The sequence below is a fragment of the Flavonifractor sp. An306 genome (assembly GCF_002159455.1).
GTDB lineage: Bacteria > Bacillota > Clostridia > Oscillospirales > Oscillospiraceae > Flavonifractor.
The window spans coordinates 1-13,476 of the sequence record NZ_NFIQ01000083.1; the positions used below are offsets into that span (position 1 = coordinate 1).

Consider the following 13,476-nt stretch of genomic DNA (forward strand, 5'->3'; position numbering starts at 1 on the left):
GCGAAAAAATGACGCAGGCCAGCACAATGATACAGCCCTCCAGGCAGATGGCGGCATAGCTTTTGAGGAAAGCGACGCCGATGCTGCTGGAGGGCTGTCCCGCAAAACTAGACAGAGGGATGGGTGCGATAGCGGTTGCCATATAGAGCTTGAAAAAGCGGGAGTAAACGGTCAGGATCATAATGAGGGAGAGAACCCAGATAAACAGAGACCCCAGCAGGGTGACCGCCCAGAGGGGGATGGAATCCCATATACCCACATTTTCAATGGCGGTAATGAGTTCCTCCGGGAGTGTGGTGGGCGACATGGCAGTCATGCCGGATGCGTCCATGATGGTAGATACTGCACCCTGGGCTATTCGGAACAGGGCGTTCATTAGTTCCATGCCATAGGTCACTGCCGCCTGGGCCAATACAAAGCGGATAAAGCACTTGAAGGCCACCTCTGGGCGCTTGATCTCAGTAAAGCTGCCGCAGGTCTTGACTACGCCCATCACGAAAAAGAGCACCAGTAGAGCATAGCCGATGGCTTGGAGCGCGCCGTTGATGCTGACGATCACGTTCCAGATCCCGCCGCCTTTGAATTCCTCCGGGGTGGTGCTGATCAAAGTCCAGATCTCCGCAAGTTTGTCGTTCCAGGTCTGCAGGGCGGAATTCAGATTGTCTACGATCCAGTTTCCACTGCCCAATTACATCACCTCCCGTACAGGCTGTACTTCATGTTGCAGCCACTCCTTTCTCACCCACGGCCCGCAAAATGGGCCGTGGGTGTTCATATGTTTCTGTCTCATCAGCCGGTAATGAGGGTGAGGATCTCCTTGGTAAAGGTGATTACGATGCCACCAGCGATGGTAAGCATACCATTGGCCCGCTGAGAGGGGTCGTGGCTCTTGAGGGACAGGCCCAGCTGGAGGACGCCGAAGCCCAGCAGGATCAGGCCGATGGCCCGGATCAGGGAGAAGATGAACTCGGAAAGGTTGTTGACGACCGTCAGCGGATCGTCCGCGGCAAAAGCCGGGACAACCATAACGGTCAGCGCCAGAACGAGGCAGGAAAACAGGGCGTACAGTTTCCGTGCGCGGCGCTCATACTTACGGGTGGTCAGATTGTGTTTCATTCTGCAATCTCCTTTTCTTTGTTGGTTTCATCGGCAGAAATAACCTGGAAAAACGGTGTGCCTGGAATGGCCGGTGTGGTGTGATGTCCATGGTGAATATACGGCGCTCCGCCTCCATCCACAGTGTGACGGATTGCGGGGTGCTCGGTCAGTTCATACTTCAGATCCATGATGGGTTTTGCGCCTCGGATGAACAAGATGCAATAGCGATTATCCAGCGCACGGACCTCATCGGGGGTAAGCAGTTCCCGTCCACTCATCTGGAAATTGGTGGAGTAGGAGCCTGACTTGCCCTTGGTCTGTCCATGGGTTTTTGTGTCGATAGTGGCTTTACCCAGCGACTCAGAGATGTACTTGTGGGTGCTCTGCTCATTGCCGCCCAAGTAGAGGATGCTGTCTGAGTTACCAGGGATAGTTTCCCAGGAATCCTTATACAATTCCTTGATCTGAGCCATGTTCTGGATGATGGTGCTGGCAGAGATATTGCGTGAGCGCATGGTAGCCAGTTCTCGGGTAAAGCCAGGCAAAGGCATGGCCGCGAACTCATCCAATACAAAGTGGACGTGCTGGGGCAGCGCCCCATGATGGATCTGGTCCGCGCTGTAATAAAGCGTCTGAAACGCCTGGGAATAGAGCAGGGATACCAAGAAATTGAAGGTGTTGTCGTTGTCCGGGATTACCGCGTAGAGAGCGCATTTCTTTTCCCCCAAGGTATAGAGATCCATATCGTCGTGATCTGTAATGGCCCGGATCTGAGGCAGATTGAAAGGAGCCAAACGGACAGCGGCTGAGACCAGGATGCTTTTTGCTGTCTTTCCGGCACTTTGCTTGAATACTTTATATTGCCGCAGGGCCACGCTTTCCGGATTCTCCCGCTCTATGGCCTGGAACAGCAGGTCCAAGGGGGAGATGTATTCGTCATCTTCCTCTCGAACTTCTGCATACTCCAGTACCCGCATCACCATGGAAAAGTTCTGCTCATATTCTGGTGCTTCCTGAAAGAGCATGAGGATGATGGCTTGAAGGAGTGCCGTTTCTGCCTTGGTCCAGAACGGATCAGATTCATGGCTGCCCTTTGGCGTAGTTGCCTGGATCAGATTATTCACCAACTTCAGTGCGTCTTTTTCATCTCTGAGATAGTGGAATGGGTTATAACCATCCGATTGTTCCAGATTGACCAGATTCAGTACCCGGATGTCATATCCCTTACTTTTTAGCCACCCTCCGGTAGCTGTAAGCACTTCCATTTTGGGATCTGTGATCACATAATTGGTGTTGGCCTCCAGAATGTTTGGTTTGACATAGCTGCGTGTCTTGGCCGCGCCGCTGCCGCCAATAACCAGGACGTTGAGGGAGCGGCGGTGCTTGTGAGTGTCCAGGCCCAGGCGGACATGGCGGGTCAGAATCTTGTTCTCTTTTTGGCGAAACATGGCGTTGACCTGCCGGGGAGAGCCCCAGGCGGCGGAGCCGTGCTCCTCGCCATCCCGAGTGCGCCGCTGCTCTGAGGCGTAGATGCATAGGCCCATGATATAGAGGCCGGTGCAGATCAGGATGGACAGCAGGCTTTTGTCTGTCCAATGGATATCCAGCGGGTGCTGGAGCGCTGCTGTCAGGTTGGTAAGAAGTTCCGGCAATCCACACCCCAAGGATTGGGCAATGAGCAATGCGCCCCAGACCACCGGAACATAGAAAAACAGGGCCAGGACAATGTCCCCGGCCCTGGAGCTTTGCTTCAGGAAAACTCACCTCCAGACAAAACACAGGGGACTCAGCAGATGGATTCGTCTGCTGAGTCCCCCTATTTATGGTGTGATGATAACACACGGAATGTGCTGTTGTTTGGCATAAGCGATGGTATTTCTGGTTCCGCCGCTCTCACCCGTATAGACCGCAATCACCCGCCCGGAGTGATTCACCATCCATTCATTGCGGCGCTGGTATGCGGAATAGGAGAACTCCCTACTAATGCAGCGCACCATATCTGCGTGCCGTATCACCTCCACATAACGATCAGTCCACGACGCACTCCAATGAAGCCCGAAATTTTCATATGGAAGTGCGCAAATCAGTTTTAGGCGGTCATCTGATACTCTGTGTTTAAGAACCAGCTCTGCCGCGCAAATATCTACCCCCTTGGCCATACCTGAAATAAATGTAGTAAACCCATCTTTTATTGCTTGGTTAATTTCCTGTCCCAACAATGCGCATAGTTGTTCTTCTGAGATCTGCAGCTTTTCCGGTCTGTGTCCTGTAAAGCAGCAGCGGTGCTTCCGCAACTCCTGCTCAGTCATCTTTGCACACTCCTTGTTGTAATAATGCCCTAATTATACCACTTAAAAAGGTATATTAAAAGGTTTATTCACTTTATGAATGTGAATGGCGGAACTATGGACGGGCTACAATAAGTTGCGTAGCGAGGTGAATATTATGGACGAGAATTTTATCCGCAAAAGGATGACCGAGCTTCGCATGAAAAAGGGCGTATCTGAGTATCAGATGAGTTTGGATATGGGACACAGCCGCAATTACATTCAAAATATCTCGAATGGACGAGCGCTGCCCTCTATGCCGGAGTTTCTTTATATGTGCGAATATCTTGAAGTGACGCCAAGTGCTTTTTTCGATGAAAGCACGGAAAATCCCGCTCTTATGCAAAAGGCCATTGATGAGTTGCGCACATTACCAGACAGAGATGTGTTGACCTTGCTGGGCTTGATACAAAGATTAAAAGAGCGTTGATAGCCGTTTATAGCACAGAGATGCCAATAGTGTCTCTGTGTTATTTTGTCCGACTTCTTTTTGTCTGCCGACCTTTGGCCGGAGCCGCTTTGTGCTGCCGGTCCAGCTGCTCCCGGTACCCCTTCAGCTGTGCCAGCACAGAGGGGCGCTCATGGGTCGTCTCCGTACTGATTTCGCTCTTGGAGATACTGGAGCTGCCGCTGATACCGGCCAAGTCGAACTCCGACCGAGAGTCTTTTTTTGGCGTTTTTTCCTCCCGGATCACTGAATCCCGCATGGGGGATTGCTCCTTGGCTGGTGTACTCTGGCGATCCTGCGGAAGGTATCGGATGCGCTCAAAAATGAGATTGGCGCGCTCCAGCTCTGTGACAGGCATGGCCACATCTACCACCTTGCCGCGACCATCCGAATCCCGGATGACAGAAAACAGGATCTTCTGTTTGACTGCCCTCTGCTTGAATGCCTGATACTGTTCCGGCGACATGGGGAACATTCGGATATCCCGTGTCTCCCGGAGCATTTTTCCCATGTTGACCTTCCCGGACAGGGTCTTGTGATGCTTTGCCAAAGCCAGCGTAATGGCCAGTAGATTTTTAAGGGCGGACGCGCCCAGACGAACTGTCACTTCTGTGCCGGTCAACATCATACGAACCATTTGGTCGGCAGCCTCACCGCCTCCGATGTTCATCGTGTTCCACCTCTTTTCCTCTTGTTTCGGTTTTGCGGATATCTTCTTCCATTTGCTGGCTTGCCGTCTGGATCTCCCGGCACAGGGCCAGCTTTTTGCGTTCTGCGCGGATCTGCCGGTTCAGATCGGCAAGTTGGTTATACACCTCCGTTTTTTCTTGTGTCAGATGCTCTGGAGGGATGCCGCACTGTTCCAATAGGCGCACGGCTTGCATGTAGCGGGCAAACTCATCTTCCATGCCGGACAGCCCGTTCTCATAGAGTGCCTTGGTCGGAGCCAGGGCCTCCACATCCGCCAGGGCGTCGTACAGCGCCTGCCGCTTCTTTTTGCGCACATTGAGGATGGTGCGCTGCTTTATCAGATTGGCCAGCGTTTCCTCTGTGCGGCTTTGATAGGCGGTCATTTCGCCAGTGGTCGAAATGTTGTTCTCTCGCAGGAAAGCAAACTGTGTCCGGTACTGCTCAAACTTCATGACTTCCTGCCGCAGGTGCGGCGTCATCCTGGGGGGATACTGTCGCTGTTCGATTTTTCCCAGCAGATAGAGGTAGTGAACATACAGGGCCAAAAAGCCCGTGTATTTGGGATGTCTGCGGTAGGGACGAAAAATCGGTCTGTCAGCAAAAGCGGCCCGTTGACCCGTCTCGATTTCCTCCAAATTGCCCAGGATGGCGGCACGGATACCGTCCTCTGTGAAGGCGGCATTTTTTCTGCCTGGATACTGAAACCGCTCCTGGCCCCGCAGGCGGAACCCCAGGCGGTTTCCATGGTGGATCTCGTAGCCCTTGTGCTCCATGAGCAGGAAGAAGTGTCCCAGGTCATTGGCGTCCTCAATGGACTCCCGGAGATCCGCCTCCAGCATGGAGCGGAAGGTGGGTTGACCCTTGGATTGACGCAGCCACTCCACATAGCTCATGGATTTGGAGGCCTTTCCAGAGAGGATCACGGAGAGGCCGTGCTCCCGGCACAGCCGGTCTGAGATGGCCCGGATCTGGCAGTAATAGCTTCTGACATTGCTATGATATTTCTCGCCGGTGTCCGCGTTCACGGAGTTGAACACAATGTGTGAGTGGATATGCCCACGATCCACATGGGTGGCAATTACCGCCTCGTAGCCGTTCAGATGTTCCGCAGCGAAAGTCTTGGCAATTTCCAGAGCCAGCTCGGGAGAGATTTCACCGGGCTTGAAGGACTGGACAATATGGTAATACTGGACGCCCCCCATGTTTTCAGTGTCCCGTTTGGTCTCCAGCATCTGACGGCACTCCCGGCCTGGTTCACAGCCCTGATGGGCTGTGAGGATCTTCTGCTCTGTCTTATCGCCGTTCAGGATATAGTCGATCCCGATATCCAACCGACCTTTTCGAGCCAGGATCTTGGTGATGGCCATTACGGATTGGCCACCTGGTACATCAACTCATAGACTTTATCCAGCAGGAACAGTCCACGCCTGGCATCCTCTGCCGTGGCGATACCGGCATTGACGCTGCGGGCGATCTGGTTGATGTTATTGCCGATGTGATGGATCTCTGTGCGGAGGTCTTTGATTTCCTGGGAAGGTCTGGCCCGGATCGGAGTCCCGTCAATGAGCCGGACGATATAAGCCCGTTTACACAGCCCGCAGAGTTTGGCCTGCTGGCAGAGCTGCTGATACTGCTCCGCCGTCAGCTCGATGTGCAGATGGTGTTTTTCTTTTGGGAGTCCCAAGCGTGCCTCCTTTCTGCGGCTCTGCCGCAAACCTTCCGCCTGCAGGCGGCATTGGGGTCAGGGGTTCCCCCTGCAAGCGCGCAAAATGTACATTTGCGCTATGCTTGCCCAACGCCGCCCCTGGCGGCGTTGGTGCGGCCCCGCCGAAGCGGGGCCTTTTATCATGCGGTAGGTGGATTATGATCCGGGCAGGCAGAGCCTGCCAACTCCTCGAAAAAGAAAAATCACCGCTCTGGACCAGAGCGGCGACGCTTATTGTGGGCTGGAATGCTCAATATTCCTCAGACATGATCATCTCCATACAAGGGTGTCTATGTTAGCACCCTGAAGGTTAAAAAATCCGGGCAGGGTGTCTAATGTGACACCCTGCCCAAACTACAATACTGCCAGAAAACATATCAAGGACAATCGGCAGACAGTACGCCGTCACGCGCCCTGAGCCAGTTCCCGCGCGATCCGTTCCTTGGACAGGGCGGCGTAGGCGTCGGTGACCTCGATGCCAGTGGCGGAGTAACCCTCCAGCACAGCGGCCAGCACCGTGCTGCCGGAACCGGCAAAGGGGTCCAGGATGCGCCCGCCTGGCTCGGTGATCTTCACCACATCCCGCATGAGCTGCAATGGCTTCTCCGTCAGATGGATGCGGTTCTGGGGATTGCCGTACTTGAATACGCCGGGCAGACAGGGGACGGGTCTGCTGATGGGCATATCCCCATTGGACCCCCAGACAATGTACTCGGCCTGCTGGCGGAAGCGGCCCTTCTGGGGACGGCTGTTGCCTTTGTCCCAGACAGCTGTGCCGCGCCAGATCCACCCCGCCCACTGGAGGGCGTCGGTGGCCGCGGGGAGCTGCCGCCAGTCGATGAACATGCACACAGGGGCACCGGGTTTACAGACCTTGCGGGCGTCATAGAGCCATTCGGCGGCCCAGCGAGTCCAGGATCGCTGATCCTTGGAGTCACCGTCAAAGGGAGGGGGCGCGCTTTCTCCCATGCTGGAATACTTCTTGTCGGTGGACTTGTTTTTCTCCGCCTGGGTCCGGCCCCCGGAGGCATAGGGGGGATCGGTGATGACCGCGTCGAAGGTATTGGGGGCAAACTCGCACAGGACCTTCAGCGCGTCGCCATGGATGATCTCCCAGCTGGGCCGGGGCTCAGTAATGTTATCGCTCATAGGCATGCTTCTCCTTTTTTTCTTTGGATGGGTTTTGTGGGATGGACATTTCTGTTTCTACATATTCGCTGATGATACGCAGCGCCTCATGGTAACTGTGGCAATTCCCTCCGGTGATGCGGTCGCACATCTCTTTGGCCTGGTCGCCCATGCCATGCTCCCGGAGCGTTCTGGACGCTGCCCCCATCAGGTTGAAGATGTTACCGTCTTGTTCAATCAGCGAACAGTACGGTTTCGCTCGCTCCTGCTGGTTCGGCTGCTCCAGGAAACCACCCAGACGGTTGGGGACATAGTCGGACAGCCAAGTGCCTCCGAACTGGCTGTGTGTCTGAATCCGCCACATCGCAAGCTTTCCCACATTCAGCTGAACCCCCTCAAAAGAGAACAGCAGGTTTGTGAGACCGTCGTGCTGGAATGTGGCCGCATGTTCAAATTTGGTGCCATTCAGCAGGATTCCTTCCTGGGTGAGCAGATCATTGATGCCGTCCACCCATTCCTGAAGGTCGCCGCCGCAGCCCTGGAGGATCAGCCCCTCCTCATCGGTCAAGTGCCGCAGGTCCTCCGTGGTCTTTTCTTGGATCATTTAACCTCCTCGCGCTTGGCGCTTTTCTTTCTTCTGGGCGAAGTGCGCCCCTTGGGTTTGGAATCTGTCACAACGGGGATGTCCAGTTTATTGGCACAATGGATCTCCGCCCACATCCCTTCCGTGACCGGTCCATAGACATTGACCTGCTGACACTTTTCTACCAGCCGAAGGCCCATCTCCCGTGCGGCCTGGTCCTGCGCCGGGTCGCCCGGATCTGCGATGGGCGGGAACATGAGATGGGGGCAGACTGGGATGTCGCCCGCCTGAAAGACTTCCTGGGCTTTCTGTCTAGCGAACTCAATGTTTTTCTCCACCTCGCCTCGGAGGGGGGCGCAGATGTACACCAATTTTGGGCCGTGGTTTTTTGCCGGGACTTGAATACGGAAGGTCTCCACATAATCGCTGGCCATTTGCCGGAGCTGCCGGTAGTCCTCCTGGGAGGGATGGTAGGCATACCAATCGATCCGGTCACCATCTACCCAAATATGCGGATCAACGCCATCCCGCAGGTAGGGGTTGTTGGGGATCTTCTGTTTTCCCCATACATCCTTGAACCGAAGAGTCAGCTTGTCCACCACACCCTGATTGCTGTCCAGCAGCGTCAGGCGAAGAGCCGCATAATGATCCGCATGGCCCAGTGTAACAAATTCAGCCCTCACCTGACGGTTTCTGTCCAAACCACCCAGGCAGGCACGGCCTACAAAGACCGGATCATGGATCACAGACCCGTCCGCAAACAGTTTGCGGAGCTCCTGCTCAAAAAAGTTGCTCATCTGCTCATCTCACAACCTTTCTGTTTCTTGGGGGGAGAAGGGGCTGGCTGTTGAGAAGCCAGTTCGTCTCGGGACGAATCCCGGATCACAGAACGGTTTTTCCCGCTGATCACCAGAGTATCCAGTGTATCGTTGCGGATCTCCTCACCGCTGATCACCAATGCGCTGCCTGTCAGACGCACATCCCCGGATACTTTGCCATAGACCGCGCAGTGGCCGGACAGAATGGGAACGCCCATGGTATCTTTGTCATTGAGGATCATGGAAAACCCGGAGGCCCTGGCAGAGGCGTTGAGCACAGCGCCGCGCACATAGGCATTGTCCTCTACCCGTGCATGGCCGGAAAGGACAGCACCCATAGAGATATAAGCGTTGTCGCAGACGACCACCTCTCCGCGCAGAACAGCCCCCTTGTCAACATAGGCGTCATTGCAGGCAATGGCATCGTCAAAGATCCATGCGGTATCGTCCGGTTCGAAGGAAAGGTTGCTCTCGCTCTCCACAAAGCCACCCAAATCACCGGCTCTGACCTCCGCACTCACATCTCGGAGTGCCCGGATACGATGAAGGAAGGGATACTTTTCGTGCGAGATCTCCGTGATTTCATATTTCTGATTGCTCGTTGTTCTCATCTCCTTTTTTATGCAGCATTTTGGAACAGACTCTCCTGCGCATCTTCCAGACGGAACTCCGCGTCAATGTCGGAGAAGGTCTCGCTGCGATTGAATTTCTCGCTCACCTTGTTGGGTAAGGCCTGCAGCTCCAACATCCGTTCCCACAGGTTCGGGTGGTAATCATAGAGATGGCGCAGTTCTTTTCGTTTGGCGTTAGGGCAGAACCAGCAGCCCCCGCGGGTTGTAAATGTGTAGACAGGCGAAAGCAGCCCTGCCCGCTGGCAGAGCTGCTTTGCATCTTCCTCTGTACAGTTGTACTTGTCCAGTAAGGAGACCCGGTTTCCGGCCAATCGAAGCAGCCGTTCCTGCTCGTCCTTGGCGATCCCGATATACTGAACTGTGTCGGGCGGCAGCGATTTTTGGTATCGCAGGATCGGTTTCAGCTTGCAGTCCCTCTGAACGGCACACCGCCCGCAGATGGGAAAAGAACGCAGAAGGCCCTTCTTGGGACCGCGGGTGATTTTGCCTGTGAAGAGATCCACATACGTTTTCTCACTGCGCAGGACGGTCACCTTCACACCCTTAAGTTCTAAAGCCGGAATGGCGGTGGTGTAGATAAAATCTCGGTGTTCCGGCACCTCGCCGGAGATCTCCTTGTCGAACATGACCTCACAGTATACTGCCTCATCCAGAGGCTCCCCATGTTCCAGAGCCAGTAATATGGTGGCAAGACTGTCCTTGCCAAAGGAACAAGAGGCGACATGTTTCAACGGCCCGACACACCTGCTTCCTTGATGGGACAGGCGTTGCACAGTACCTCCGCTTTGTCCGTCTGCTCCCAGGGGGCGTCCGGATGAGTGAAGTGGCCATAGTTGCAGAACTGAGCGAAGATGGGCTTGTCCAACCCGAGGGTGTGACACATCCCGGCGGGGGTCAGGTCAAAGACCGCCTGGACGGCCTGTTCCAGCACATCATCCCGACATTCGCCGGTTCCTTCGGTATCCACGTTGACCGCCACAGGCGCTGCCTTTCCGATGGCATAGGCCAGGGTGACGGTACAGCGATCCGCCAGACCGGCAGATACAATGTTTTTTGCAATATAGCGGGCCATGTAGGCTCCGCTGCGATCCACCTTGGTGGCGTCTTTCCCGGACAGCGCGCCGCCGCCATGCGGTGCCAGTCCGCCATAGGTATCCACCATCAGCTTGCGGCCTGTGAGGCCGGTATCCGCTTCAAATCCGCCATAGACAAACCGCCCCGATGGATTGATCAGGATCTCCGTTTCCCCATCAGGCGGCAGCTCCCGCAGCGCGGGCTGGATCACATGGTCCATGAGTTCCTCCCGCAGATGGTCCAGGTCTTTCTCCTGGTCATGCTGGCAGGACAGAACCACCGATGCAAGACGCATGGGGATATCGAAGCTATACTCCACAGACACCTGCGCCTTGCCGTCCGGACGCAGGCCCTGGATCATCCCGGTTTTTCTGGCGTTGGTCAGCAGCCGGGTGAGCCGGTGGGCCAGGATGACCGGCAGAGGAAGATAGGATTCTGTCTCATCACAGGCAAAGCCATACATGATCCCCTGGTCGCCAGCCCCGGTCTGGACTCCTTCCCGCACAGCGTGAGCAATATCGTCGCTCTGATCGTGGGTGATGACCTCGATCTCATAGTCCAGCCCAGTGTACCCAGCTTCCCGGATGGTCCGGCAGACAATGGAGGGGATATCCGGCATGATCTTTGCCGAGATCTCTCCGGCCACCAGAACTTTGCCAGCTGTGGCCAGTACTTCGCAGGCCACATGGGCGGAGGAGTCACCCTTCAGACAGGCATCCAGAACAGAATCCGCGATGGTATCGCAGAGCTTGTCAGGGTGACCCTCGGTAACAGATTCCGCAGTCAAAATGTATTTATCTCTCATATGATGTTGATTTCCTTTCTTTTGGCCTTTTTGTAGAGATTTCCTCGTTGTGCTTATGGCACTGGGGCAGGTCAAATCCCAGAGACACGATATCCTGGTCAGACATTGCCAGGGTATCATGGAGAATATTGTATAATTCTGAGCTGTCATACTGCTCACCCACATAGCAGAGGATGGCGTCCATAAGTTTTTGTTGCGGTTCCAGTGCGTCTGCCACATTCGTCAGGGCGTCAGCGTAGCCGTGGAGCCATGCGGCGTTATAACTGCTCTGATCCGGCTCCTGATTAGCACGGATGTGGGCCAGTTCTGCGGAGGCGGATACCGCTCCAACGCTGGTCAGGGTGTAATTGGTCATAGGCTTCTCCGCATTCACCGCTCCATATCCGGGCTTATGAGAACGGAGTTCTTTTTCCATAGTCATAACCATGGTATTATCATACAGCCCCTTATACCGCCGGATTTGTTCTTCCGTCAGAGAAATAAAGTCCTCCTTACCGAGTCCGGCAAGGAAGAAGGTTCCGCAGATGATGTCATAGGGCAGCTGGGCCTCATCTAACAACGGGCGATTCATCGGCAGGCCAAGGGCCTTTCCGTCAGCATTGCACACCACGGCCACTGGCTCTTGGAACGGATACACAGCTTCAATATCTCCTCCTACAAGCTGCTGCATATCCGTGAGATTCTCAATCTCCTGCACACGGCAGGGTTTTTGCGGTTCTACAACTAATATTCTCATAATGCTTGTCCTCCTAATGGATCTCTGAATGGCAAGAGTCAACGCTCATGCGAGGTTCGGCCACCTTTTATGGGGCGACCAGGACGGGGGATATTTATTTGCAGATTTTCGGACTTCTCCCGCGCTCTATCTATCTGTTGGATACTGCTCAATACCTCCCGAAAGGCCATGTACCTTTGGACCTGCACAGGATCGTCGGTCACGGTATAAATGGTTTTCCAGCAGGGACTTCCATGCAGGCTGAGATCCTCCTGTACTACCAAGGCGGGATGTCCGTCGTGCTCGTCCAGGTGGACGCGCTGGCCGCGGAGCTCTTCCGCGCGGCTATAGAGGCCGTAAGCAGAACCGATTTCTTTGATCGCCTCCAATGCATCCACCATGGTATACACGTGTTCGGTGCTGATGCGAATCTCGCCCGTCAAAGGAATTCTCTCACTTGGCATTTTCTACCTCCATCTTCATCGATCCCGTCCAATTTTCCGATTGGACGTTCTGGGCCGGTTCATGAGTGTGTGATTGACAAGTTCCGTCATCTGGTGGACTTCTTCCGCACAATGCTGCCATGCCTGTTTTAATTTGGATAACGGCAGTCCGTTCTGGCGGTAGCCAGCCCGAATGCCCTGGTAATAATATTCCGAGGGCAGGGCGGGAGAGCGCCACCGATCCCCATCCGTCATCACGTAGGCCATGACGGTCAGCCGCCGCCCCGCATGATCCCGCACAGCGACAGACTCTTTTTCGTATAGGTGGGGATATCCCTCATAGAGATCGAGAGAACGCTCACAGCCCGGTGTGATCCGCCAAAGCAGGCCATGTACCTGCTGCCCTTCCTTGGGCTTGATGGTGGCAACGCCATTTCCGCTTGCGTTGCCGCGAAACAGCAGTTCATATCCCTCCAGCACGACCGGCCCCACCACCTGGGCCGCGGGGCAGCGGTAGGCCATCTGATCCAGGTTGATGTTGCTGCCGTAGGCGAAATACAATTTATCTTCAGCTATGGTCCAACACCTCCAGCGCGCCGATCTTCGCCAGCGCCATGATCATGGTCTTCGCCTGCGCCTCTACACCACGATCCGGCAGGGGACAGTCCTGATCCGTCATGCGGATGAAATTGCTGCGAAGCTGCCAGATATAGCTCTCTGTGTCCGGAAACTCCGTGGGGTCAAAGGCAGCTTTCCGAAGCTGGTCCATGATTTCTGTCCCGGTACCCTCGTACACGGTATCTTCAATGCGTATTTTCATCGTGCCACCTCACTGCTTCGGTTTTTCTTTTTCTTATTGACATCGTAACTGTCCTTGTCATAGCGCCATGCCCGATCCCCATCCAAGTTGGCCAGAAGATGATCCCGCGTGTGCTTGAACTCGGGTCCATTCAACCCAAGGCGTACCAGCCATACCCGAAAGGTGAACAGCTCATTATCGCTTTGCGTCT

General features: G+C 54.9%; 17 protein-coding genes and 2 pseudogenes. 1 reads left to right on the forward strand and 18 read right to left on the reverse strand.

Translation table 11 applies throughout. The features are described from left to right. The 4 genes from B5F88_RS16260 to B5F88_RS16275 all read right to left on the reverse strand — a co-directional run. Positions 1-688, reverse strand: a 688-nt coding sequence (locus B5F88_RS16260; RefSeq protein WP_087348173.1) for a hypothetical protein, incomplete at its 3' end; no start/stop codon positions are given. Positions 689-789: 101 nt separating this feature from the next. Then, on the reverse strand, positions 790-1,116 hold the full coding sequence (locus B5F88_RS16265; RefSeq protein ID WP_087348174.1) for a formate hydrogenlyase: 327 nt from the start codon (positions 1,114-1,116) through the stop codon (positions 790-792). Further along, a complete protein-coding gene (locus tag B5F88_RS16270) occupies positions 1,113-2,750 on the reverse strand; it encodes a type IV secretory system conjugative DNA transfer family protein (RefSeq protein ID WP_242959844.1) in 1,638 nt (545 codons plus the stop codon). The genes B5F88_RS16265 and B5F88_RS16270 overlap by 4 nt, the downstream gene beginning before the upstream one ends. A gap of 168 nt (positions 2,751-2,918) precedes the next feature. Beyond that, positions 2,919-3,407: an SLOG family protein gene (locus B5F88_RS16275; RefSeq protein ID WP_087348178.1), complete on the reverse strand. Its 489-nt coding sequence runs from the start codon at positions 3,405-3,407 to the stop codon at positions 2,919-2,921. Between the two features lie 136 nt (positions 3,408-3,543). On the opposite strand from B5F88_RS16275, the gene B5F88_RS16280 reads away from it, so the two are divergent. After that, positions 3,544-3,855 (forward strand): helix-turn-helix transcriptional regulator, encoded by a 312-nt coding sequence (locus B5F88_RS16280; protein WP_087348205.1) that lies wholly within the window; start codon positions 3,544-3,546, stop codon positions 3,853-3,855. Between the two features lie 40 nt (positions 3,856-3,895). Here B5F88_RS16280 and B5F88_RS16285 read toward each other — a convergent pair whose 3' ends face one another. The 14 genes and pseudogenes from B5F88_RS16285 to B5F88_RS16350 form a co-directional block, all read right to left on the reverse strand. After that, positions 3,896-4,543: a DUF3801 domain-containing protein gene (locus B5F88_RS16285; protein ID WP_087348180.1), complete on the reverse strand. Its 648-nt coding sequence runs from the start codon at positions 4,541-4,543 to the stop codon at positions 3,896-3,898. Further along, the gene (locus B5F88_RS16290; protein ID WP_087348182.1) at positions 4,524-5,930 is read right to left on the reverse strand and encodes a relaxase/mobilization nuclease domain-containing protein; all 1,407 of its coding nucleotides are present in this window, start codon (positions 5,928-5,930) and stop codon (positions 4,524-4,526) included. Before B5F88_RS16290 ends, B5F88_RS16285 begins: the two co-directional genes overlap by 20 nt. Further along, positions 5,930-6,247: a plasmid mobilization relaxosome protein MobC gene (mobC, locus tag B5F88_RS16295; RefSeq protein WP_087348184.1), complete on the reverse strand. Its 318-nt coding sequence runs from the start codon at positions 6,245-6,247 to the stop codon at positions 5,930-5,932. The genes B5F88_RS16290 and mobC overlap by 1 nt, the downstream gene beginning before the upstream one ends. A gap of 426 nt (positions 6,248-6,673) precedes the next feature. After that, positions 6,674-7,417: a DNA methyltransferase gene (locus tag B5F88_RS16300; RefSeq protein ID WP_087348186.1), complete on the reverse strand. Its 744-nt coding sequence runs from the start codon at positions 7,415-7,417 to the stop codon at positions 6,674-6,676. Beyond that, positions 7,407-8,000 carry a hypothetical protein gene (locus tag B5F88_RS16305; RefSeq protein WP_087348187.1) on the reverse strand — a complete coding sequence of 198 codons (594 nt, stop codon included), beginning with the start codon at positions 7,998-8,000 and terminating at the stop codon, positions 7,407-7,409. Before B5F88_RS16305 ends, B5F88_RS16300 begins: the two co-directional genes overlap by 11 nt. Continuing rightward, on the reverse strand, positions 7,997-8,776 hold the full coding sequence (locus tag B5F88_RS16310) for a DUF4406 domain-containing protein (RefSeq protein ID WP_087348189.1): 780 nt from the start codon (positions 8,774-8,776) through the stop codon (positions 7,997-7,999). Before B5F88_RS16310 ends, B5F88_RS16305 begins: the two co-directional genes overlap by 4 nt. After that, complete coding sequence (locus B5F88_RS16315; RefSeq protein ID WP_242959845.1) at positions 8,773-9,291, reverse strand: hypothetical protein; 519 nt, start codon at positions 9,289-9,291, stop codon at positions 8,773-8,775. Before B5F88_RS16315 ends, B5F88_RS16310 begins: the two co-directional genes overlap by 4 nt. Positions 9,292-9,416: 125 nt before the next feature. Continuing rightward, positions 9,417-10,160: a phosphoadenosine phosphosulfate reductase gene (locus tag B5F88_RS16320; protein ID WP_087348193.1), complete on the reverse strand. Its 744-nt coding sequence runs from the start codon at positions 10,158-10,160 to the stop codon at positions 9,417-9,419. Next, positions 10,157-11,308, reverse strand: coding sequence for a methionine adenosyltransferase (metK, locus tag B5F88_RS16325; RefSeq protein ID WP_087348195.1), 1,152 nt, complete (start codon positions 11,306-11,308; stop codon positions 10,157-10,159). The genes B5F88_RS16320 and metK overlap by 4 nt, the downstream gene beginning before the upstream one ends. 430 nt (positions 11,309-11,738) lie before the next feature. Continuing rightward, a pseudogene (locus tag B5F88_RS16330) lies at positions 11,739-12,044 on the reverse strand (DUF3846 domain-containing protein); the annotation flags it as partial. A 38-nt stretch (positions 12,045-12,082) separates the two neighbouring features. Beyond that, positions 12,083-12,487 (reverse strand): hypothetical protein, encoded by a 405-nt coding sequence (locus tag B5F88_RS16335; protein ID WP_087348198.1) that lies wholly within the window; start codon positions 12,485-12,487, stop codon positions 12,083-12,085. A gap of 15 nt (positions 12,488-12,502) precedes the next feature. Beyond that, positions 12,503-13,027 carry a gamma-glutamylcyclotransferase family protein gene (locus B5F88_RS16340; RefSeq protein WP_087348201.1) on the reverse strand — a complete coding sequence of 175 codons (525 nt, stop codon included), beginning with the start codon at positions 13,025-13,027 and terminating at the stop codon, positions 12,503-12,505. A gap of 7 nt (positions 13,028-13,034) precedes the next feature. Then, the gene (locus B5F88_RS16345) at positions 13,035-13,286 is read right to left on the reverse strand and encodes a hypothetical protein (protein ID WP_087348203.1); all 252 of its coding nucleotides are present in this window, start codon (positions 13,284-13,286) and stop codon (positions 13,035-13,037) included. Further along, a pseudogene (locus tag B5F88_RS16350) lies at positions 13,283-13,476 on the reverse strand (hypothetical protein); the annotation flags it as partial. The gene B5F88_RS16345 and the pseudogene B5F88_RS16350, both read right to left, overlap by 4 nt.